Annotated in this window: 18 protein-coding genes; 13 read left to right on the top strand and 5 right to left on the bottom strand. The window is 62.1% G+C overall.

Going from position 1 to position 21,758, the window contains the following annotated elements:
* The first annotated feature begins 1 nt into the window (after position 1).
* The 3 genes from dnaB to KF791_16015 all read left to right on the top strand — a co-directional run bounded on the left by dnaB (position 2) and on the right by KF791_16015 (position 4,238).
* The gene (dnaB, locus tag KF791_16005; protein ID MBX3734080.1) at positions 2 to 1,507 is read left to right on the top strand and encodes a replicative DNA helicase; all 1,506 of its coding nucleotides are present in this window, start codon (positions 2 to 4) and stop codon (positions 1,505 to 1,507) included.
* Between the two features lie 106 nt (positions 1,508 to 1,613).
* On the top strand, positions 1,614 to 2,519 hold the full coding sequence (rarD, locus tag KF791_16010) for an EamA family transporter RarD (GenBank protein ID MBX3734081.1): 906 nt from the start codon (positions 1,614 to 1,616) through the stop codon (positions 2,517 to 2,519).
* A 708-nt stretch (positions 2,520 to 3,227) separates the two neighbouring features.
* Positions 3,228 to 4,238 (top strand): metallophosphoesterase, encoded by a 1,011-nt coding sequence (locus KF791_16015; protein ID MBX3734082.1) that lies wholly within the window; start codon positions 3,228 to 3,230, stop codon positions 4,236 to 4,238.
* Positions 4,239 to 4,249: 11 nt separating this feature from the next.
* Here KF791_16015 and KF791_16020 read toward each other — a convergent pair whose 3' ends face one another.
* On the bottom strand, positions 4,250 to 7,099 hold the full coding sequence (locus KF791_16020; GenBank protein MBX3734083.1) for a metallophosphoesterase: 2,850 nt from the start codon (positions 7,097 to 7,099) through the stop codon (positions 4,250 to 4,252).
* A 1,125-nt stretch (positions 7,100 to 8,224) separates the two neighbouring features.
* Between KF791_16020 and KF791_16025 the strand changes: the two genes are divergently transcribed.
* The gene (locus KF791_16025; GenBank protein MBX3734084.1) at positions 8,225 to 9,325 is read left to right on the top strand and encodes a Rieske 2Fe-2S domain-containing protein; all 1,101 of its coding nucleotides are present in this window, start codon (positions 8,225 to 8,227) and stop codon (positions 9,323 to 9,325) included.
* Between the two features lie 380 nt (positions 9,326 to 9,705).
* On the opposite strand, the gene KF791_16030 is transcribed toward KF791_16025, so the two are convergent.
* Positions 9,706 to 10,260, bottom strand: coding sequence for a formylglycine-generating enzyme family protein (locus KF791_16030; protein ID MBX3734085.1), 555 nt, complete (start codon positions 10,258 to 10,260; stop codon positions 9,706 to 9,708).
* A gap of 11 nt (positions 10,261 to 10,271) precedes the next feature.
* Here KF791_16030 and KF791_16035 point away from each other — a divergent pair, with 11 nt between their 5' ends.
* Positions 10,272 to 10,790 carry a hypothetical protein gene (locus KF791_16035; GenBank protein MBX3734086.1) on the top strand — a complete coding sequence of 173 codons (519 nt, stop codon included), beginning with the start codon at positions 10,272 to 10,274 and terminating at the stop codon, positions 10,788 to 10,790.
* A 312-nt stretch (positions 10,791 to 11,102) separates the two neighbouring features.
* Positions 11,103 to 11,564, top strand: coding sequence for a transposase zinc-binding domain-containing protein (locus KF791_16040; protein ID MBX3734087.1), 462 nt, complete (start codon positions 11,103 to 11,105; stop codon positions 11,562 to 11,564).
* 104 nt (positions 11,565 to 11,668) lie between these two features.
* Here the strand turns inward: KF791_16040 and istB are convergent, their stop codons facing one another.
* The gene (gene istB / locus KF791_16045) at positions 11,669 to 12,418 is read right to left on the bottom strand and encodes an IS21-like element helper ATPase IstB (protein MBX3734088.1); all 750 of its coding nucleotides are present in this window, start codon (positions 12,416 to 12,418) and stop codon (positions 11,669 to 11,671) included.
* Positions 12,408 to 13,835 carry an IS21 family transposase gene (gene istA / locus KF791_16050; GenBank protein ID MBX3734089.1) on the bottom strand — a complete coding sequence of 476 codons (1,428 nt, stop codon included), beginning with the start codon at positions 13,833 to 13,835 and terminating at the stop codon, positions 12,408 to 12,410. The genes istB and istA overlap by 11 nt, the downstream gene beginning before the upstream one ends.
* A gap of 179 nt (positions 13,836 to 14,014) precedes the next feature.
* Here istA and KF791_16055 point away from each other — a divergent pair, with 179 nt between their 5' ends.
* From KF791_16055 to KF791_16085, 7 genes are all read left to right on the top strand, one after another.
* Entirely contained in the window at positions 14,015 to 15,007 is a 993-nt protein-coding gene (locus KF791_16055) for a transposase (protein MBX3734090.1), read from the top strand.
* A 329-nt stretch (positions 15,008 to 15,336) separates the two neighbouring features.
* Positions 15,337 to 16,251: a hypothetical protein gene (locus KF791_16060; GenBank protein ID MBX3734091.1), complete on the top strand. Its 915-nt coding sequence runs from the start codon at positions 15,337 to 15,339 to the stop codon at positions 16,249 to 16,251.
* Positions 16,252 to 16,262: 11 nt separating this feature from the next.
* Positions 16,263 to 17,663: a hypothetical protein gene (locus KF791_16065; protein ID MBX3734092.1), complete on the top strand. Its 1,401-nt coding sequence runs from the start codon at positions 16,263 to 16,265 to the stop codon at positions 17,661 to 17,663.
* A 153-nt stretch (positions 17,664 to 17,816) separates the two neighbouring features.
* Positions 17,817 to 18,557: an amino acid ABC transporter substrate-binding protein gene (locus KF791_16070; protein ID MBX3734093.1), complete on the top strand. Its 741-nt coding sequence runs from the start codon at positions 17,817 to 17,819 to the stop codon at positions 18,555 to 18,557.
* A gap of 7 nt (positions 18,558 to 18,564) precedes the next feature.
* Complete coding sequence (locus KF791_16075) at positions 18,565 to 19,362, top strand: class I SAM-dependent methyltransferase (protein ID MBX3734094.1); 798 nt, start codon at positions 18,565 to 18,567, stop codon at positions 19,360 to 19,362.
* Entirely contained in the window at positions 19,359 to 20,039 is a 681-nt protein-coding gene (locus tag KF791_16080; GenBank protein MBX3734095.1) for an amino acid ABC transporter permease, read from the top strand. The genes KF791_16075 and KF791_16080 overlap by 4 nt, the downstream gene beginning before the upstream one ends.
* Entirely contained in the window at positions 20,036 to 20,872 is an 837-nt protein-coding gene (locus KF791_16085; protein MBX3734096.1) for an amino acid ABC transporter ATP-binding protein, read from the top strand. Before KF791_16080 ends, KF791_16085 begins: the two co-directional genes overlap by 4 nt.
* A gap of 192 nt (positions 20,873 to 21,064) precedes the next feature.
* Here the strand turns inward: KF791_16085 and KF791_16090 are convergent, their stop codons facing one another.
* Positions 21,065 to 21,385 (bottom strand): transposase, encoded by a 321-nt coding sequence (locus KF791_16090; protein MBX3734097.1) that lies wholly within the window; start codon positions 21,383 to 21,385, stop codon positions 21,065 to 21,067.
* Between the last annotated feature and the right edge of the window lie 373 nt (positions 21,386 to 21,758).

Below are 21,758 nucleotides of genomic sequence, written 5' to 3' on the forward strand. Positions count from 1 at the left end.
CATGGCCGGAGGCCGGGACAGTGCTCCGGTGCAAGACGCTCCCGACGGCCATGGCGGCAGCTCCGCGACAGACCTCCGAAAATCCCGCCGGACCCGTCCCGTCGCCCCACCACCTGGCGCCCTGGACCGGCTGCCGCCGCACTCGACCGAGGCGGAGCAGGGGGTCCTGGGCTGCATGTTCCTCGATCCGGCCGAGGCGATCGGCAAGTGCGTGGAGAAGCTGAAGTCCGGGAGCGAGTGTTTCTACGACCTGCGCCACCGGAGCCTCTTCGAGCACCTCGTGGGCATGTACGACGCGCGTCTGGCGGTGGACCTGATCACCGTCCAGCAGCGCCTGAAGGACCTCCAGCAACTCGAGGCGGTCGGGGGCCTGGCCTACCTGTCGGGCCTCATGGACGCCGTCCCCAGCGCGGCCAACCTCGAGTACTACCTCGACATCGTGCTGGAGAAGCACCTGCTGCGCCGGATGCTGCAGGCCTGCAGCGGCGTGATCGGACGCGTCCACGAGCACGAGGGCGATGTGGACCAGCTGCTGGATGAAGTGGAGCGTGACATCCTGCGGATCAGCGAGGATCGCGAGGAGGGGGCCTCCCGGAACATCAAGGACCTGGTCAACAGTGCCATCACGATGATCCAGGATTATCACTCCAACCAGGGGCAGCTCAGCGGCGTGGCCTCGGGGTTTGCGGATCTCGACAAGATGACCCACGGGTTGCATGGCGGCGAGATGATCGTCATCGCGGGCCGGCCGAGCATGGGCAAGACCTCCCTCGCAATGAACATCGCCGAGCACGTCGCGGTGAACACCCAGCTCCCGGTGGGCGTGTTCAGCCTGGAGATGACGGCGGACTCGCTGGTGGTGCGCATGCTGTGCTCGATGGCGCGGGTCAACAGCCGGGCGGTCCGGGAGGGATTCCTGCGCGAACGCGACTTCCCGCGCATCACCGCGGCGGCCGCGAAGATGGCCAAGGCACCGCTGTTCATTGATGACACCCCGGGGCTGTCCATTCTCCAGCTCCGGGCGCGCGCCCGCCGCATGTGGCAACAGCACGGGATCCGGCTCTTCGTGATTGACTACCTCCAGCTGCTCCATTCGAACTCGCGGAAGGCCCAGGACAACCGCCAGCAGGAGATCGCCGACATTTCCAGCGGCGTGAAGGCGCTGGCGAAGGAGCTCAAGGTCCCGGTCATCGTGCTGTCCCAGCTCAACCGCGAGCTCGAAAAGGACAAGAGCCGCAAGCCGCGGCTTTCCGACCTGCGCGAATCCGGCTCCATCGAGCAGGACGCCGACGTTGTGGGCCTGCTGTACCGGCCCAGTTCGGACGACGACGAGGACCGGGAGAAGGACCGTGTGGATCCCCCGGACGACGGCCTCGATGGCCTCGCGGTCAACCTCCTGATTGCCAAGCAGCGGAACGGCCCCACGGGCGATGTGGAACTGACCTTCCTCAAGGGCATCACCCGGTACGAGTCGAAGTCAAAGATCGCCGCCGAAGATGCCGGGTAGGGCGGGCTCCCACCCGGACCGCGGATTGCCCCGTTCGGGTTCCTTGGAGGTTCCCGACGGGCATTGACGCGGTTCCTTCCTTCCGGAGGGTGCGCCGGTGAGTTCCATTCCTGATCCGCACGGCCGTCAGGCACGCTTCGGCGCGCTGGCCGCCGGAGTCTGCTATTTCCTGTGGGGCCTGGTGCCGCTGTATTGGAAGCCGCTCTCCGGGATCCACCCTGTGGAACTCATCGCCCATCGCCACGTCTGGTCGCTGGTCCTGCTGCTGTTGATCCTCGTGGGGATGGAAAGGCGGCTGCGTCCGCTCAGGGAGGCTCTTCGTCCGGATCGGTCGCTGGCCCTGCTTTTCCTGAGCGCCACGCTCCTGACGCTCAACTGGACGGTCTACGTGTGGGGCGTCAACCGGGGCCAGATCGTCGAGACCAGCCTCGGGTATTTCCTCGTGCCCCTGGTCAATGTTGCCGCCGGCCGGTTTGTGTTGAAGGAGCACCTGCGTCCGGCGCAATGGACGGCCATCGCCATCGCCTCGATCGGCGTCCTGCTGCTGATCGTCCAGGCGGGCAGGCCGCCGTGGATCGCCCTGGTCATCGCCGGCACCTGGGGCGGCTACAGCCTTCTGCGAAAGCGCTCCCCGATTGGGGCGATCCCGGGACTCGCCGTCGAGATGCTGCTGCTGGCGCCCCTGGCGATCGGGTTCCTGCTCTGGCAACACCACCGCGGTGAAGGGGCTCTCGGCCGCGTGGACTTCTGGACCCACGTGCTGGTCCTCAGCGCGGGAGTCGTTACGGCGATTCCGCTGCTGCTCTTCGCCTACGCCGCGCGCCGCATCCGCCTCTCGACCCTTGGCCTGCTCCAATACCTGGCACCCACCGTGCAACTCATCATTGGCGTCTGGGTGTACCACGAGCCGTTCTTCCGTTCCCGGATCACCGGCTTCGCGTTCATCTGGGCCGCGCTCGCCCTGTACACCGCGGACAACCTCCTGTCACAGCGCCGGGGATCGGAGACCTGACCTTGCTGCCACGATGCACGGCACCGTCACCGAAACGTCCACCGGATTTGAATTGGAACGTCTTGCCAGCACCCCTCATTCGCGGAAGCTGAAATTCCCATGCCGGTGCGACTCCTGCTCCTCGCCTGCCTCGCCCTCTCCGCACAGTGCCACGACGACGCCAGCCATCGCCCGCGCCCCGTGCCGGAGGCGGAACTCCACCGACCCAGCCCGATGCCCGACCGCATCGTCCTCACCTGGGCGGGCGACCCTGCCACCACGCAGGCGGTCACCTGGCGCACCGACGCCTCCGTTGTCCGCGCCGTCGCCCAGCTTGCCCCCGCGACGGACAGCCCCCAGAAGTCCGGACAGGAATTGACCGCCGTCACCGAACCGTTCGCCTCCGATCTCGGTCCCGCCCATTACCACCATGTTCACTTCCATGGCCTGCATCCCGACACCCTCTATGCCTATCGCGTCGGCGACTCGGTCAACTGGAGCGAATGGTTCCATTTCCGCACCGCCCGCGCCGAACCCGCCCCGTTCGCCTTCATCTACTTCGGCGACGCCCAAAACGAGATCCGCACCCACTGGTCCCGCGTCGTCCGCGAGGCCCTCCGTGAGGCCCCGCGTGCCGCCTTCACCCTCCATGCGGGCGACCTCGTCAACGTCCCCACCCGCGACGCCGAATGGGGCGAGTGGTTCGGCGCCCCTGCCTGGGTCAATGCCATGACCCCCGTCATCCCCACCCCCGGAAACCACGAGTATTACACCCTCCAGGGTGCCGACCCCAACGTCCGGGTCTGGGACATCCGCGGCCGTTCCAATCTGGTGGTCACCCTCCACCGCACCCCGCTGACCAGTGAGGCCGGGGCCACCAACGGTTTCCGCCTCGCGGTCACCGCCGCCGACGGTCGAACCGCCTCCGCCGAACTCGACGCCGAGGACCGCCTCGTCGCCGTGGATGCCGGCATGGACGCCCTTACCGGATATGCGCCGACCAATCTCCTCGGCTGCAAGCTCGCGTCGTTCCCCCTCAATGATCGCCCCGCCGTCCCGCCCCGGCGTGTCCTCGCCCCCCACTGGCGCCCGCAGTTCACCCTGCCCGGCAACGGACCCGCTGGCCTCGAGGAATCCGTCTACTACCTCGACTACCAGGGAACACGGATCGTCTCCCTCAACTCCAACGAACTTCAGGAATCCCAGGTCGGCTGGCTGCGCGAGGTCCTCGCGCGCAATCCCCATCGCTGGACCATTGTGACCTTCCATCACCCCATTTTTTCGCCCGCCCGCAATCGCGACAATCCCCGCCTCCGCGCCCTCTGGAAGCCGGTCCTCGACGAGTTCCGTGTGGATCTCGTCCTCAACGGCCACGACCACACCTATGCCCGCACCGGTGATCTCGCCGGTCGCGCCATGGTCGGCACCCAAAACGTCCCCGAGGGTTACCGCCAGGCCTGGGATCCCGACATCGGCACCGTCTACGTCGTCTCCGTCAGCGGCCCAAAAATGTACGCCCAGGAGCACACCGATTGGGCCGTGCGCCGTGCCGAGGACACCCAGCTGTTCCAGGTCATCACCGTGGACGGCGACGAACTCCGCTACCAGGCCCGCACGGCCACCGGCCGCCTCTACGATGCGTTCACCCTCCGCAAACGACCCGGCCTCCCGAATGCCCTGCTTGAAGTCCTGCCCCCGGAAAACCGCCGCGAACCCGCCCCCGCCCCCGTCCCCGAGTAGCCCCATCCGCTTCAGGATCGGGGACGGACGACGAGGCGTATGAACAGCCGGTCCGTGGATGCGGGAACGCCGATCCTGACGCGCCTCTTGATGTAGGTTCCCATGTCCACACCGCCCGAGGCCACCGCGTTCGAGGCCACGGACCAGGTCTTTAGATCGTTGGAGGTGAGGACCACGAATTCGACTCGCTTTACATTCGCCGCCTGGCGGTAGGAAAACAGCGCATAAGTCTGGCCGTCGGAGTTCTCGATTTCGATCCCGGTGACCGGGGAGGTTGCCGACGGCCCGTCCGCGAGGGCGAAGGAATATTCCTCGAAGTTGGTGAGGCCGTCGCCTTCGGGATCGGCACCGGGAAGCCTGTCGTCGGGGGGGAGACCGCCTTTCACCGAGTCAATGAAGCCCTCATAGGAGGTGACGCGAAAGCGCGCAGCGTAGTCGGCTGATTGGATGATGTTGTAAATGTGGTCAATGAGGATGGTTTCTCCGCCCTGATCCACGGGAAAGAGGTAGCCGTTGAATAAGTCGGGATAGGTCAACTGCTGCCGCAGCAGCCCGGCGAGCACCATGGAGACCCGCACCGCGTTCTTGTTCTTCGCGGTCAGGTCGAAAGGCGTCATGCCCGCTGCCGGCGGCGGATCGAAACGCTGCGTCGAGATCCTCCCGAGCATGAGATTCCGCCGGGCGGCAAGTTCGGCAGGCGTGCCGGATTCCAACAGCGGCAGCCAGTACCGGAGATCGGCCTGGTTGGCGGCCGACGAAAGGTTCGCCTGCGAAAACTCGGACGAGGACCTTGCTATGGCGGCCAGGTAGATCGTTTGGATGAACAACGTGTTGTCCGTGGCGAAACCGGGAACCTTGTCGTTGAAGACTTCGAGCAGGTTCTGGTTGAACGCTGTGCTGACCTTGGTCAATGCGTCGTCGGTGTCCGCCGCTTCGAGGTAGAGGTGGATGCCGTCCTGCAGGTCCGCGAAGCTTGGCGGGATCGCACGATTCTCAATGACGGCGATCACCGACAGGATGAACGGCGCGTAGATCTGCGCGACGCGGAAGACCGGCTCCGTCGCATCGTTGGAAATCAGCAGCTGGTAAATCCACTTGGCGCGGGCCAACGCAAGATCCTCGGCACCGATGGCAGCCCCGGCCGCAGCGAGTTCCGCCGGCGTGGGATCAACCTGAAAGAGGTCGCGAAAGGTTTGGACGATGAAGAGGCCCTGGTCTGTGAGCGGCGTATTGACGGTGTTGACCAGGATCACCGAGGCCAGGCTGAAAAACCCCAGGATGCCCGGGGTGGGCGAAGTGAGGGTGACGGAGAAGATGAGCGACTCCCAGGGCACGACGCCCGGACCGAATACTGGCGGCGGCTCAATGGTGACCGGGATCGTCTTCTCCCTCTCGTGGGCCGCAAAGTGCAGCGTGCCCGAGGTTGCGACATAGTTGACCCCCGCGAGGGCCGTCCCGTCCACGGTGGCAAAATCCACCGAGAGCGGCTGGCTCGCATCGCCCAGGCGCGTGACAGGAATCTGCACCGTTCCGGGCGCGGCGTTGACCGGGAATTCCCGGCCACTGAATTCCACCTGCGAAGCACCGGTCTGCGGACTTGCATAAATCGTCTTCACATCCCGCAGCACGCCATCAAGGTCAAAAAAGAGGAAGTTGATCGAATTGTCGTCCGCTGTGACGAGCTGCGCGCCGTACTGGGAAACGCGCACCTTGCTGCCGCGAATGACAAAGGAGGGGTCGAACCCCTGCTCCGGGATGAATCCGCCGGCTCCATTGACGAAATACGGGATCGTCGGTTGACCGTGGAGCGGCTGGCCGTCGGCGTCCGCGTCAGGCATTTCCAGACGCTCGTAGTTGTGCACGTGTCCGCTGATGACCGCCGTTGCGCCCCAGGCTTGGAACGGCCAGCGCATGTAGGTGTATTGGTAGGCGGCGTTCTCAGCACCGGCGGCGGAGTTGTAGGGCGGATCATGGAAGATGACGATCTTCCAGCGTGCGGTGCTGGACGCGAGCCGCCGCTGCAGCCACGCCCCCTGGGTTGCGATCTCGGTGTAGGGACTGTCCGAGCCGTCGCGGTTGGGCACGGGCCGGTTCTGGTGGAACCGCCCATAGGGCGTGGTGGGATTGCTGTCGAAAACGAAGAGGTGCACCGAACCCGGACCGGAGGCGGTGCCCAGCCGCACGTCGAAAAACCGCAAATTCTGCGCCTCGCTGAACGGTGCATAATCCTCGACCTCTCCGGTGAAGAAGCCTTGCTTGTAGGTCTGCCCCACCGCGTGGTCCGCGAAGGCGACCGTGGTATTCGGCGCAGCGGACAATCCCTCGCGGAGGGCCCGCCGGAAGTAGTCGAGATACGGCTGGCTCAGGGCCACGTTCGCCGTCGTGGGGATGTGCGTGTTCTGCACGTCCCCGTAATCGTGATTCCCCAGGCATGGGATGAACCGGTTGTAGAGGGGAGCGCCGGGCGGATGCGGGTATTCGACAGGGATCTCGGTGGACTTGGGATAGATGAACGCCGAGAAATTCTTCCCGATGTTCACATCGGCCGTCGCGGCAAGGCCGAGCTGGTAGTTGTTGTCCCCGACCGAAACCACAAAGTCCGGGTTCCAACTCCGGATCATCGCTGCCACGTGGTCGAGCGGAAACGTCTGGTCGGCGAAGGTCTGACCGAAGTCCCCGATCACGGCAAACCGGATCACGCCCGGCCCGGCGGGCAAGGATTGCGCAAATGCCTGCGTCCGCCCGAGCGCCAACGCGGTCGCTGTCCCCCCGGCCGTGCGGAGAAAATCCCGCCGATTCAATCGGATGCCCGAGTCATGATTCGCGTGCATGGACCGGTCAATCAATGGCACCTCAATCATCGGGTCCAGTGGAAAGCTCGGGAAATTGCACGCTCACCCACAACGTCTCCCGTCCGTTCACCCGGTCTGTCACAGGATATCGCTCATCAACCAACGCAACCCGCAGCACCCTCACTCATTCGATGCGGGATGGGCCCGCTTCACCTCAGGATGTCAAAGGTTGCGGTGCGACCCCATTGCCTGGTGCTCCGAGGCTCTTCGGATGCCGCCGTCCGGCGCCGGCGGCCGACGCGGGGTGCCGGTGGTGGCGGAGCAACCGCACGATCCACCCTCAACAGGTCCGTTCGGTCCGCCGGGCGTCGTGATGACAGCGCATGACTTCGTGCACCGGCTCTTTCAGCGACGGCCTCGGGTTGGGCATCAGCGCCATCCCTGGGGGGATGGATGCCGAGGCCCGCCTGTGGCTCTGGAAACGGTCGGCTCACCACCAGGGCACGGAGGGAAGGGCGGGCATCCGTCCCTCGCAAGAAGTCGGGACCCGCCCGGCGACCTGTCGTGATATGGGTCCATCGCACGACAGGCTCCTTTTGCAACCATCGCGCTTCCAGCAGGATCGAAACGCCCGAAATTGCGGTGCGACCATTCGCCCGACGCCCGTTGCGGACGATTGCCCAATCGGCCGACCGCCAAAACCAATAACCCCATGCCAAACAGAACTTTACAGACGATCCGTCCTTGCAGTACGAATGGACGCACGACAGACAAGCTGTCGCTCAACTTGTCCATTCGGAATGAACCAATGCCCCCCCCGGATTCTCATCGCCATCGTGACGGTGGTCCTGGCGGCTGCGGGCTGTTCGCGTGCTCCAGTCCTCACCATCAACAACCAGTCATCTCTCACACTCAGCAATGTCGTGGTGTCAGGCTCAGGATTCTCGGAGCGCATTGGGAGTATTTCGGCGGGAGGAGAGCACCGCCTGAGCATCCGACCTGAAGGAAAGTCCACAGTCCGGATCGTGTTCGATGCAGGCACCCGACATCTGGATTCTGGCCCACAGCAGTACTTCGAATCCGCCGAGGTCGTTCGTATCATTGCGACCGTCAAAGCAAACCTTAGCATCTTGGTATCATGGGAGGATCGGTGTTACTGAATTCCCACTCCTGCGGCGCCACTATCCTTTCGCCATGCTCGCCAACAAAACGGACCCTCCCTGGCAACGCGTCGGCGCGCTCGACGAGTTGAAGCAACGTGAACTCCAGCAAATTTCCATCGCAGACAAGTCCATCGCGCTTTCGTTCAAGGACGGCAAATTCGGTGCGATCGCCGGACGTTGTCCGCACGTCGGCGGGCCGCTGAGCGAGGGGCAACTCGCGGGCGACGCCATCGTTTGCCCGTGGCACGGCTGGAGTTTCCACCGTTGCGATGGCAAATCCGCAAAAGGACATCCCATCGCCGTGGCCGCTTATGAATTGCGAGAGGCGGACGGCGCGTTGTGGATTCGTTTCGACACCGCCACGCCGGCGAAGGCACCGCGGCGCGAGCCGCATCGTCTCGCGCGCCCGGTCAAACGCGAGCCCGGGCCGATTCGCGTGTTTGGCATTTCCACGACCGGCATGGACGCCGAAGCACCGCGTTATTCGACTTCGGAGGATCTGTTGGCCGAAGCGCTCGCGCACGCACGTGGTGCGCTCGGCTGTGAATCCCGGCTCATCAAGCTCGCCGAGGTGAAGTTCAAGCACTGCGAAGGCTACTACTCCAAAGCCGCGCCGGCCTGCACCTGGCCCTGCACGCTCACCCAGATGGACGCCGAGGACGAACTCGAACCCGTGTATGAGGCGCTCGTGCATTGGGCCGACGTGGTGCTCGTGGCCACGCCGATTCGCTGGGGCGCAGCCAGCTCGCTCTATTTCAAAATGGCCGAGCGGATGAACTGTGTGCAAAACCAGGTCACGCTCAACGACGTGGCGCTCATCCAAAACAAGGTCGCGGCGTTCATCATCACCGGCGGGCAGGACAATGTGCAGGGCGTCGCCGGGCAAATGCTCGCCTTCTTCAGCGAACTCGGCTTCACGTTTCCCCAGTTCCCGTTCGTCGCGCACAGCCGCGGCTGGACGGCGGAGGACATGGAAGGCAACGTCAGCTTCGTGCAGACCGACCCGGGTCTGCGCGAAGGCGCGCGCGAACTCGTGACCCGGGCCGTGCAGACCGCGAACGGACTGCTTGCCGTGGCGGACACGGCAAAGCACATCGTCCGCGGCGGAAGAAAGGCGAGTGGTGCGGAGTAGCACGGAGCCCGGAGCATTTCCCGGCAAAGCGTCAAAACCAAATTCCTGCCCGGAATCGGCGTGCTGAGGGATCTGCAGGTGCGGACGGTCAGGCAGCCGGCTCCCATGGGATTGTGGTTCGGTCTGAAGGAAGGCGATGAGTCAGTGGAACAGGTTCAAAGATGGACACACCGGTTTCCCAGTCCTGGGAGATCTCGGTGAGCAGGGCGGAGACCCGGCGCAGGAGGGAGGGTTCGTTGGGGAAGACGCGGGCGAAGCGGGTGCGGCGCTTGTGGGACGCCAACCGGCGGCGCCACGATGCGACGGACCTGTCCCTCTGTAAGCATCTCAGACCTGTTCCCGTTGATCCATGATTGCGGCCCGCCTCCGGGCTTCGTCCCTCAGCCCCGGCTCCGCCTCTCCGGCGGGGGGCGCTCCGCGCCCTGCGGCTCCGCCGCCACGAGCTCTTGACCTGCGGCCAGCCGGAAACCGTGGTTGTCCCAGCGGTAGCCGGGGCGCCTGTCGTTGCGGATGGCCGCGCGGCAGAAGCGAGCCCGGTAGTCCCAGGAGCCGCCGCGGACGACGCGGGGGGCCTCCGGGTCGTTGGACTCCACCACCGGATCCGTCACTCCCTCTGCTCGCGCGGCATAGGCCTCGTGGTTCCACCGATCCCGGCACCATTCCCACACGTTCCCGTGCAGGTCGTAAAGGCCCCAGCCATTCGACAACTTCTGCTTCAACGGATGCGTCTTGCCTTTGCTGCTTTCGCCAAACCAGCCCAAGCGGTCCAACGCCGGATCTTCGCCGTCGGGCTTCGTGCAGACCGAGCCATCGTTGAAGGCCGACTGGTTTCCAGCCCGGCACGCATATTCCCACTGCGCCTCGGTGGGCAACGCCGCCCCCAAGCCGGGGCTCCAGACATAGGGCCACGAGGGGCAGTCTGGAACCGGGCGCACAGCCGAGCGGTGTGTCAATCTATGAACCTGTCACTTTAGCACGACGGCACTTTGAGGAATTCGAACGCGAGGTGCTCAAGCAGGTCGGGCTCCGCCTGGAGGACGCGCCCCGCGACCTTGGCATGGCCGCCAATGAGGCCATCGGCGAAGACGACATCACGGCGGTGCTGGAGAAGAGGATCATGGATTTTGCCCGATGGATCCTCACGGCCAAGGACGACGCCCAACGACTCAAGGGCAAGGTGGACAAGAGCATCGTCGAGGTCGTGGACTACCGGTTCGACCACGAAACGCGCCTCGCCGCCGCCAAGGCCTTGAACGACAACACCGGCTCCTTCCGCGGCTGGGCGCTCGATGCCAAGACCGATTTGAACAAGCATTTCAAGGAGGACGTGGAAGGCGCCTTGAACATCGAAAACTTCAAGGAATTCAAGGACTCGATGCTCTCGCGAACCTTGCGCGATTGGTACCTGAAGCAGCAGGACATCCTCGCCCTATTGCCGGCTCCCAAACCCGAGCCGCCGAAATAGGCCCCGTCCGCGGCGGCAACCGACCCTTCCCGACCCCGCAGGCCCCGCATTCACGCGAAGACGACCCATGGACTGCCGCAAGCGTCCATTTGGGCTGTCGGACCGTGTCTCCCGCTGTCCGCAAAGCGCCTGCCCTTGGCCGCTCTGTCATCATGATGTTCGCTGAAACGGCATTCGCCGATCCCCTCACTGACAGCACTCAAGACGGGGGCTTGTACCAATCGTCCTCCCCAAATCCGCCGATGCCCGGTTCTCCCGCGATCGGTTCCACTGCCCTTTGCTTCAGGACGCTCGAATCCCCAGAAGCCGGGCATGAAAACCTACCGGTCCCGCAACCCTCGAAAATCCCCGGTGTGGCAGTGTGTCCAGCGTCACCACGACACCTTCGTGGACCGTTATCCCGACGCCTACGAACCCCGTCTGGGCCCCCTGCGCCCCGTCGTTTCCGAGGTCTTCGGGAAGTTCCTTCAATGCGGCATCCTCGAGCGCGGCTTCGCCCGTGTCCGCTGCGACCATTGCGCGCACGAATACCTCGTCGCCTTCTCCTGCAAGGGACGCTGGTTTTGTCCCTCCTGCCATCAACGCAAGGTTCTGCAAACCGCCGCCCATCTGGTGGACCACATCCTGCTTCCCGTCCCCCACCGACACGTCGTCCTCGCCTTGCCCAAGCTGCTGCGACCGCTCTTCCGCCGGGATCGCAACCTCCTCCGGCGCCTGTTCAACGACAATTATTCTTCCCCTCTGCCGACAATTAAAATTCCCCACTTGGGGTGAGGGGTGGTTTTGGGGGATGGCGCCCTGGGTGGTGGAGCGGAGGAAGGTGAGCCGTAGGCGAACCTTCCGAAGCGGAACCACCCAGGGCGCGGGCCGCGGTGGGTTCAGTCCTTGGCGCGCTTCTTGGCCTGGGTGGCGCGGATGCTTGGGTTGTCGAACTCCAGGATGTGGGCGTGATGCACGAGGCGGTCAACAGCGGCCATGGTGGTCAGTGGGTCCTTGAAGATCTGGTCCCACTTGGAGAAGACCAGATTGCTGCTGATCATGACGCTGCGCCGCTCGTAGCGTTCGGCCAGGAAGGTGAAGAGCACTTCCATCTCCTCGCGGCTCTGCTGGACGTATCCGAGGTCGTCGAGGATGACGACCCGGTAGCGGTCGAACCGCTGGAGCAGGCTTGTGAGCTTGAGCGCCGCCTTGGCCGCCAGGAGTTGCTGGACCAGCTTGAAGGTCGGGGTGAAGTACACGGGGTATTCGTGGCGCAGGATGAGCTCGCGGCCCAGAACGGCCAGGAAGTGGGTTTTCCCGCGCCCGGGCAGGCCGAAGGCCAGCACGTTCTCGGCCCGCTCCACGAAGCCGCCTTCCAGGAGGGTGGGCCACTGTCGGCGGATTTTGGCCGGCAGTTGCTCCTCGTCGAGGGTGCCCAGGGTCTTTCCGGTCGGCAGTCCAGACTCTTTGAGCAGGCGTTCCCGGCGGCGTTCCTTGCGATCCGCGGCCTCGGCCTCGCACAGATCCAGGAGGAAGCGGCGGCAGTCCCACCCTTGGGCCTGGGCGCTCGCCAGGGTCTCCGGATAGCGCTGGGCCATGGTGGGCAGTTTGAAGGAGCGCAGCAGCAGGCCCAGGGGATCAGCTGACATGGGGCACCTCCGATCCAAGCAGGGCGTCATAGCTTTGGAGGTCGGCCACCAGTTCCGGCGTCTTGAGCCACTCGCCCTGCGTTGGGGAGAGCTCGCGGGCCACCATCAGGGCCGTCCACTTCTGGTTCTGTCCCAGCCAATGGGTCAAGCGATCCGCCACAACCTCCACGCCGTGCTCGGCAGCCACCCGCAGCACCTGCAGGTACTCGACGACTCCCGGGCGTTCGCCGTGGTCGGCCACCAGTCGGTCGTAGGCCGCCCGATATCCAGGGGCCGGATACAACTGCTCCCGGTGCTGGTAATTGGCGAAGGCGCCGGGCTTTCGCAGCAGGGGTCCCACCACATGGCGGAAATCGATCAAGGCTCCGCGGTCGCCCCGCTGCCGGGGTAGCTGAAGCACCAGTTCGCGGCCCAGAAACACCTTCAGTTCCGCCTCGTAGCGCTCGACCCGCACCCGTTGTCCAATGAGCCGGGATGGAACCGAGTAGCTGACGTTCTTGACCCGAATCGTGCTCTGCGAGCTGACCGCAACGAACAACTCGCGGTACTCCGCCAGCCGGTTCGGTGGCAGGGGCCGCATCACCGCCAGTTCCTCCACCAGCCGGGTTTGGCGTCCGACATTGGCTGACTCCAACACCGAGGCCAGGAACTGGTCGTAGGCCTCCACCGACGCGAAATCCCGACTTCCCCGCAGCAGCAGATGCTGCTCCAGGCGACGCTTCAGGTGTCGGTTGGCCGACTCCACGTCCCCCTGCTCGTGGGGACAGCCCACGTGGATCGTCACGGGGCTCAGATCGTAGTGGGTGCACAGATCCAGGTAGTCCGGGTTGTAGGCCCGTTTGCCGGCGTCAATCTCGTGGGTCGCCGCGCTGCTGTTGTCCGTCCCCAGACACTGGGGAGCCTTTCCCAGGCGGCTCAGGCAGGCTTGGACCGCGGCCACCAAGCTCAGAAACGACTCCGACTGGCACCGCACCGCCCATTGCCAGTTGGAGTAGGCCAACACTCCGTGGCAGAGCAGATGGTCCAAGGGTTGGCCCTGCACGGTCACCTGGAGTTGGCCGGGATGCGTCCAATCCACCTGCAACAGCCCACCGGGCACTCGCGACTGACCGAACATCACCTCCTGTTCCGGACCGGCGGTTCCCCGCCATTGGCGCACCCTTCTTTGAAAGGTCCGGATGTGTCCGGGCTTCAGTCCGCTCCCGGGTTGTGCGGCCAGGAAATCGAACAACGCCTTGGCCTCCAACTCCGGAGCCTCGGCCAGCATGGCGCTGGCCTTGGGCCACACGTCGGCCAATGGATCGGCCCGGGTGCGCCACCGATGGGGCTTTTGGAGTTGTTCCGGGGACGCTTGGGTTTGCAGATACTTCCGGGCCGTCTTGCGATCGACCCCAGCCTTCAGGGCACTCAGTTTCATGTTGTGGGTGGGGGCAAACTCTTTCCGGAGCCGCCCGCATTGCTTTTCGGTGATCATCTTGCGGCAAGCCACAGGACCCACGGGCACTCGCCCGTCGTCCGGCTTCGCCGGACGAACCGAAAAACCCCTCACCCCAAGTGGGGAATTTTAATCGTCGTCACCGGGAAAAATAATCGTCGTTGTACAGGCGCCTCTGTACCGTCGCGCAGCAAACGCTGACCCAACTCCTGCGCACCGCCCTCGGATTGCCTCGCGGGCGCCCCGCCTTCCTCCTCACCCTTCACACCTTCGGCGAGTACCTCGACTTCCACCCCCACATCCACGCCCTGGTTGCCGAGGGACTGCTGGATTCCGAGGGCCAGTGGCACCCCGCTCCCGAGATCCCACACGGCATTCTGGAATCCGTCTTTCGGGACCGGATCTTCGCCGAACTCCTCCGGTTGCATCGGATTTCCCCGCAACTGGTCGAGCGCATGCGCGGCTGGAAGCACACCGGATTCAACGTGGACGCCACCCGGAGTGTGCCCCCGGAAAATCGCGCCGAACGGGAGGCACTCTGCCAGTACATCCTGCGCAACCCGTTCTCTGCGGCCAAGATCACCCTGGAACAACCCGGGGACGTGGTGATCTACCGCTCGCGGCTCAATCCCAAGATCCACCGCAACTTTGAGGTCTTCGCCGCGGAGGACTTTCTGGCGGCGCTCTCGCAGCACATCCCCGACCGGGGCGCCCAAATGATCCGGTACTACGGGCTGTATTCGAACAAGAGCCGCGGCTGCCGGAGCCGCGCCAATCCCGCTGCGACGGTGGCTTGGCCCAAGGGTTCGCCTCCACCACCGGCCAAGCTGCCCGCCCGCAAGTGGCGGGACCTCATCCGGCAGGCGTGGCATACCGATCCCCTCCAATGCCCCGAGTGCCGCAAGGCGATGCGCTTCATCGCCCTGATCGAAGAGCCCGTCGCCATCGAGAAGATCCTCCGCCATCTCAATCTCTGGTGTGGACCCGCCACCTTCGCCCCGGCCCGGTCCCCACCTCCACCGAGAGGGAGGGACGAGGTATCCGAGTCCCCATCGTCCGCCCCCTCCGGCAATGATCCCGCGCCTCTCCACGACGGCGAGTTCTTGATCGAAACCTCCCCGATGCCGGACTACGACAACGTCCTCACCGACTGAAGCCTGATCAGCCGATGGACGCCAGCCTGCAAGCGACACCCCGGAATCGGGTAGTGCACTGGGATCCCTGCCCCCTCTGGCGGCCTTCAACAACCCCTCGACCCTCTCCCGCCTCGGAGAAGCTTCGCCGCAGGCGAAAATTGGCAGTTGACACCGCCCAAATCGCGAGTTGGACTCACTCTAAAGGTCGGGACATTGCAACCAAATCTCCCTTTCCCGGCGAAGCGTAAAAACCAAATTCTTACCAGTAGTAAACCCGCGCCCGCACCAACGCCGCCAACGCAATGATGCTAATTCCTCACGTTGACTTCAGAGATTCCATCTGAAACATGACCTTCGATGTTACAACAGACCTGACGGAAGAGTTGATGCGTGCCAATTTCAACCGATGGCGGGGCAGTGTGGATGTCGCACCCCTAACCACAAGTGAAACGGAAGCGATCAAAACGCCGGTCACCCACACCTTCCCTGATCTCAATGGGCGAGCCGACCTCTGCCAATCCATTCTCGAATCCGACAGGGGTCTCTTGTCTGACGAGAAACGCCGTGCTACTGCGCTGACGAAGGGTGGTGAGGAAACACGACATATGATCCGGGCTCGTGCCGTTGGACTGGATCGGTTCGTATTCGCATACCTCGGCGTCCACGACCCCTACTACTCCACTTTGTCCACTGGTCCGCGACCGGCGTTTGGCATTTTTGTGCAGGGAGGAATTGAAGCATTTCCACGGTGCAATGCAAGCCGGCGCGATCTCGGCTCGACCGAGTCTATTTGCGAAGATGACAATCCTCAATCTGCTCAGGGGGAGTTTCTTCTTCCAAGCGATGCGCGAGAGTTGTGCGCTCGCGAAGTCCGCACGCGCCACAAGAACTTCTGGTATTATTGGGGCGCAATCGAGTTTTATCTCGAAGAGGCTTACAAACGGGAACACTGGAAGTGGAAGTTTGAGTTTCATTTCAGAGACGCTGTGCCGGTAAGCGAGTTCGACGCGATTCTGTGGCCAGAACTACAGGCTGCAGACGCAGCCGGATCAACTCGATTTGGCAGCCTTTCGGATCGGTCGGTTCAATTTGCAAGAAACCACCCCGGATGCCGTGTGTTGCGCTACGCCTATCGCAACAGGACTCCAGGCGCAAGCCTCGTGCAAGCATCAACAGCCGTATGCCGTTACATTTTGGCACATGGCGAGTATCCGCCGACGATTCAGGATGCTGAGTCTCGGTTGCATGAATTGACTCGCTAACGACACGCGCCATGCTGCTTGTCACCCATTATTCTAGCCAGCCCCCGGAAAAAGACAGGTGGGTTGTGGTTCCCTTCATTTCACGATATGCGGGAAAAGCCGACGGGCCATTCTTTTATGGGTTCGAGAGCAGTCGTCCATACTCCCGTGAGCACATTGCTGGTTTGGTGGCTGCGGGAAAACTGAAAGAACTACCCCGTCCCTTTCCTCTTCCAGACGAACAAGACTTGTGGATGACCCCGGACGGTGACGTTTACATCGCCTCAGCGAAAGATCCCATTGGTGATTCCCAACGGTTTCTGGTCCAAGACGGGCCAAAGCGAATTTATGAGGGGCCAGAAACTAAGCGGCACGAATTATCGATGCCGGTAAGAAGAGCGATTCTTGAGCGGGACACCCAGCCCGAACTTATTTACTCGGATGAGGAGTATGTTGGTGGCAGCGAGAGTCGGTATTCGATCCTCACGCAATCTATTATCGCGAACTTATGCCGCTCGCTTGGCGTTGCGGAAAGCTCCCGCGAAGCCAAAGGTGCTATCACGCCCGAGAATCTTTCTACGTATCTGTTGGAGAATAGTTACGACTTTTGTTGCGACCCATACTTCAAGACCGGGCCTCGCAGCCGGCATGTTGATATTATTCAGTTTGGGTGGGTAAAAAGTATCGCCTGCATTGCGAACAGCGCGAGCAAGGCTTACCGGCACGATTTTCTGAAGAATCCCAACCTCACCACAGGCGAGCGAATCGTGAACACGCTGGATACTTCTGGGGAGGAGATTCTTATCGGCACGATCGGAGAGACAGTGGCTGCCCTAGAAGCGCACAGGGCAGTCCTTCAGGCAAAGCGAAGGAGCTACGGCGGCAAACGGATTCTTACCCGGTTCAAGAGCGCGCTCGAACTGCGCGGCTGGCTGGAAGTCGATCCGCTGAGAAGGATAGTGATTTGCGATCACTGCGTTAAAAATCAGATGTGGCGGATTTCGAAGGATGAGTTGAACGATTATCTCAAGAGACATTCAGACGAGCTAAAGTCCCCGACGGCCAAGGACGCCCAATTCACTTCTGAAGACCGAGAGATGAAATGCGAAGCTCCCATTCCCGTGGGATTCATTTACCCGCCAGAGGATAAGGACTGGCAAGCCGAAATCACCAAAGCTTTTGGGTCTGCTTTGGTGAGCAAAACAGAGTGGAAGGATGCCCCGTGGGAAGGTAAACCCGATGAAGATGTGTCGAGTGAACTTCGTGATGCAGGAATAGAGCCATTCAGCTTGGAGAATCTTGCCCAGAGGCTCGGCGTTGTGGAGGGGTATGTCGAGCTTCTTAAGAGTCAATGCCAGGAAGCCATGCGGAACGACGCAGATGCCGTGGCAAATCAGTTGCGCGAGAAAATCAAACAATATTCCGTCACGTAAACAGCGACAACAAACACCATGCAAGCGACAAATTCAGCACGAACGCCGGTAGCATACATCGCGTTGGCGGTAGCAGTTGTCTCGCTGTTGATCGGGACAGCTTCTTACTTCCATCGGTCTGGAACTGGGACGCCAACAAGCGAACCGAACGCGGTGAGCGGCCTTTTGGCTAGGATCAATAGCAATAGTGAATTGCACGCGGGTTACGGCGTTTACCCGCCTTACACACAAGAAGACCCAAACACCAAGGCGGTTTCCGGTTTCAGCGTTGACTTGATTGAGCAGATCGCGAAGGAGTCGAAATGCAAGGTAGTCTGGCATCGACTAAACTGGAACACGATGAGCGCGAACTTGAAACGCGGTGAGTTCGATGTCATCGCCGACCCGATCTTCCAAACGATTCCGAGGGCTCGCGAGTTCGCATTCACCGCGCCTTACGCCTACTTCGCCGACGGCATTGCGGTCGTCCGCAAGGACGATTCCCGCTTTACAGACTTTGCGAGCCTGGACCGCGCAGGGATCACCATAGCCGTTGGTCAGGGTTGGGCGAGTGAAACGCTGGTGAAGACCAGGTTCACGAACCCGAAAATAGTTAGTGTTCAAACGGCTACGGACCTGCTGCAAGTCTTCAACGAGGTCGTGGCCGGACGTGCGGACGTAGCAATTGCTGATGGGGCGAGCGCGCAGCGTTTCGTGAATGAGCATGCCGACACCGTGAAGGCTTTGTGGCTGGACAATCCCCCCGCAGCGATGCCTGCAGGATTCGCCCTCCGGCCTGATGATGCACGCAGCGCTGAATTTCTAACGGTGTGCCTGCGGAACCTTGAAAGCACAGGCATTCTCGATGCGCTGGCTCGGAAGTGGCAAGTGCCTTCTGCCAAGGCGAGGAAGTGACGAAGGCGTGAATCAACTTGCACCTGATATTCAGCGGCACCTCACGGGCCTAGCGAAGTTCCCGCAGGCTCGAATGCCAGGGCCCGAAGTTTACGAAGCCGAATACGATCATTGGCCTTGGGGCAAGGTCTTGGAGGAGGCGGTGGACTGGGTCGAGCAGCACGCGCCGAAGTCGGCATTTGTCGTGGACTACATGTGCGGAACGGGATTCCTCCTAAATCAAATCGTCAAGAGGCGGCGTGACATCGTTGCGGTCGGGTGCGACATCTACCCACCCTACGTGAGATACGCCGAACACAAGTATGCTGGCGTGAAATTCGTCGAGAACGACGCGCTCGTCTACCAACCCGATTGTTCACCTGATTTGATCATTTGCACCGCGGGCATCCACCATCTTGAGCGGCAGGACCAAGCGCGGTTCATCGAGAAGGTCAGCCGGGAGCTAGTTCAGGGCGGGTTGTTGCTGGTTGGCGAGGAATTGATTTCTCCCTTCATGTGCGAAGAAGATCGGAAACGAGCCGTCTTGGAAATGTTTGGCGCCCTCATGGCCTACATTGACAAAACCGCTCCGCCCGATGATGTCGTCCAAGCGGTAGCGGATGTGATGGTCAACGACTGGTGCGAGCGTGGTGAATACAAGACGAGCAAAGCGGGTTTCGAAACGCTGCTTGCTCCGCATTTTGATGTTCTGTCGGCCCGGCAGATTTGGCCCGAACAACGCATGGCGTTTGGGGATTGGCTGTTTGTGTGCAGCAAACGGTTTAGTGGCGAGCCATGCAGCGACAGCCGAACAACCAGGTTGTGAACTACGATTGGAACTTCGCAAGAATCCTGCCTTATTGGCAGGCGTTCCTTTCAGGAACGGCCACGACGTTAGTGTTAACCATCCTCGTCGTGATCTGCGGCACGGTCTTGGGCGTCGCAACGGGTCTTGTGCTTCGGCGACGCTTTGCACGGCTCACCCTTTACCCGCTCATTGACTTTGTTCGCGCTTTGCCTCCGCTGGTGCTGATTCTGTTCATGTATTACCTGCTCACCAAGCAGGTCATCGGGACCACTGTGCAGGCGTTTTGGGTTTATGTCATCGCGATGGCCCTGAACTTGGCGGCTTTCACGGCTGACGTTGTCCGGGCAGCGATTGACAACGTGCCCACCGGTGCCATTGATGCTGGCCGCGCGTTAGGAATGTCGCACAAGCAAGTCACACGGCACATTGTCTTACCTCACGTCCTGCGCGAGACGATTCCCGCGATGACGGTTCTCTACATCGGAATGCTCAAGATGAGTTCCCTCGCCTCAGTCATCAATGTTCGGGAAGTCGTTTACACCGCGCAGACGGTAATTGCCGACATCGCCCGCTCATTGGAGGCATGGGTTGTCGTTGCCGTTGTTTATGTAGTTCTGGTCATTCCCTCGACCTACGCCGCCCGGTGGATTGAGACTTGGACTCGAACAGGGAGCATCGCGAGCAAGGTGATATGAGTGCCGCCTCAACGGACAGCACTCATAGCCCGGCTGGTCGTAAGATTCTGCGCGTTGCGGGAATCTGCAAGCGATTCGGCAGCAGCGAAGTGTTGCGCGAAGTGTCTTTCGGGCTGAGGGAACAGGAAATCCTGGGTGTTATCGGGCCGAGTGGTGGCGGCAAGACAACCCTGCTGAAGTGTCTTGATCTTCTGGAAACCATTGAAAAAGGCCGCATCGAATACCACGGGCCGCACAATCTCGTGGTAACGGCTAATGGAGTGACCGGATTGCGGGAAGCACAAGCAACGGGTTCGCCTCCGAATGAAGAAACCATAAATGCCCTGCGCCAAGATATTGGGCTCGTCTTTCAAAGCTTTAACCTTTGGGATGAACGCACTGTGCTCGGAAATCTGACACTTGCTCCGATTGTAGTCCGCGGCGTGGGGCGTTTGGAAAGTGAGACAAGAGCTGTTGATCTTTGCCGGCAATTCGGTCTTGCGGATAAGGTGTATTCAAAGGTTTGGCAGCTTTCCGGAGGACAGCGCCAGCGTGTGGCGATAATTAGGGCGCTCATGATGCAGCCCAAGCTGATGCTGCTTGATGAGATAACCTCTGCACTCGATCCAGTTCTGACCGTCGAGGTTATGCAGGCGGTTCGCAAGCTACGCGAGCAAGGGCTAACAATGATCGTCGTAACGCATCACATTGAGTTCGCATCTTCCTTGTGCGACCGCATCATGTTCCTAGCGCATGGGGAGGTCGTACAAATCGACACGCCGGAGAATCTCCGGAATGCTCCAGTCAACGATGAAGTGAGGAAGTTCTTGGAGATTCTCAGGGCTGCGAGATAAGCTGTGCGACGATCCGCCCAAGGTGCTGCAATCTTCGATTTGCGCCGAGTGGGATGATGGAATGTTGATCCTCCGTAAACGGGCCAGTGCCGGCAATTGCCAACCCGCCCGACGCGCGGTTCTTGGGACGTGTTTTCTCTCCGCGTGGGCGCACAGAGCCGCGACAGCTATGCCGGTGGTCGGTTTAGCTGCTCAACCAGCCAATCGAGTTGTCGGCGGGCTGCGACGATGACGGGGCGGTAGGCGGCGAAGGACGTTTTCTTGCCCGTATATTCGTCTTGCAGTTTCGGGTCCACCTCGCCACGCACGATGAGGATTTGCATTTTCCCGGCGAAGCGTAAAAACCAAATTCCTACCAGTACCAGTGGGTTGGTGACGGCGGAGCATACGGGCAACTTTCTTCATGGTCTCGATGCGGCTGCGCATCGTGCGCTGGCACCAGGCTTCCAGGAAGCGGCAGGCGCAGTGGACCGAGCGGTAGGTCCAGAAGTGAGCGAAGGCCTCCTTGAGCAAGTGGGCGCGGGCGGTGGGCTGCTTGCTGACGATCAGGTCAGTTTATGAACCTGTCTTCTCGACCAGCAGGTTGTTGGGGACCTTTGGGCTCTCCGCGGCCAGCGCTGTGAGTTGGCGCCGTGATGGTTGCTTTGACAGCTTGCCCGCCTTGGCGGGTCCGCAGGCCGTGCGCCGGGTTCGGGCCTCCCGGAATTGGCAGCGCGCCCGGTTCGCGGCCCGTGAGATGCCGGACGATCCCGTCCCGGAGTGAGCCGAGGCCTTGGCGTCCCCAAGCCAGAGACCGGACACACCCGGGCAACCAGCCACGGGCCACAGGCCCCAATTGCGCGCGGCTTCCGCGTTGACCTCGAATGGTCGCTCGGTACTGTGCGTC

The organism is Verrucomicrobiia bacterium, from assembly GCA_019634635.1.
GTDB lineage: Bacteria > Verrucomicrobiota > Verrucomicrobiia > Limisphaerales > UBA9464 > UBA9464.

Bases quoted from the DNA above. Each gene is read 5' to 3' on its own strand.
- KF791_16015 (MBX3734082.1), top strand. From the start codon at position 3,228: ATGACCCCCGTCATCCCCACCCCCGGAAACCACGAGTATTACACCCTC.
- dnaB (MBX3734080.1), top strand. From the start codon at position 2: ATGGCCGGAGGCCGGGACAGTGCTCCGGTGCAAGACGCTCCCGACGGC.
- KF791_16085 (MBX3734096.1), top strand. From the start codon at position 20,036: ATGAGTGCCGCCTCAACGGACAGCACTCATAGCCCGGCTGGTCGTAAG.
- KF791_16060 (MBX3734091.1), top strand. From the start codon at position 15,337: ATGACCTTCGATGTTACAACAGACCTGACGGAAGAGTTGATGCGTGCC.
- KF791_16040 (MBX3734087.1), top strand. From the start codon at position 11,103: ATGAAAACCTACCGGTCCCGCAACCCTCGAAAATCCCCGGTGTGGCAG.
- istA (MBX3734089.1), bottom strand. From the start codon at position 13,835: ATGAAACTGAGTGCCCTGAAGGCTGGGGTCGATCGCAAGACGGCCCGG.
- istB (MBX3734088.1), bottom strand. From the start codon at position 12,418: ATGTCAGCTGATCCCCTGGGCCTGCTGCTGCGCTCCTTCAAACTGCCC.
- KF791_16025 (MBX3734084.1), top strand. From the start codon at position 8,225: ATGCTCGCCAACAAAACGGACCCTCCCTGGCAACGCGTCGGCGCGCTC.
- KF791_16065 (MBX3734092.1), top strand. From the start codon at position 16,263: ATGCTGCTTGTCACCCATTATTCTAGCCAGCCCCCGGAAAAAGACAGG.
- KF791_16020 (MBX3734083.1), bottom strand. From the start codon at position 7,099: ATGATTGAGGTGCCATTGATTGACCGGTCCATGCACGCGAATCATGAC.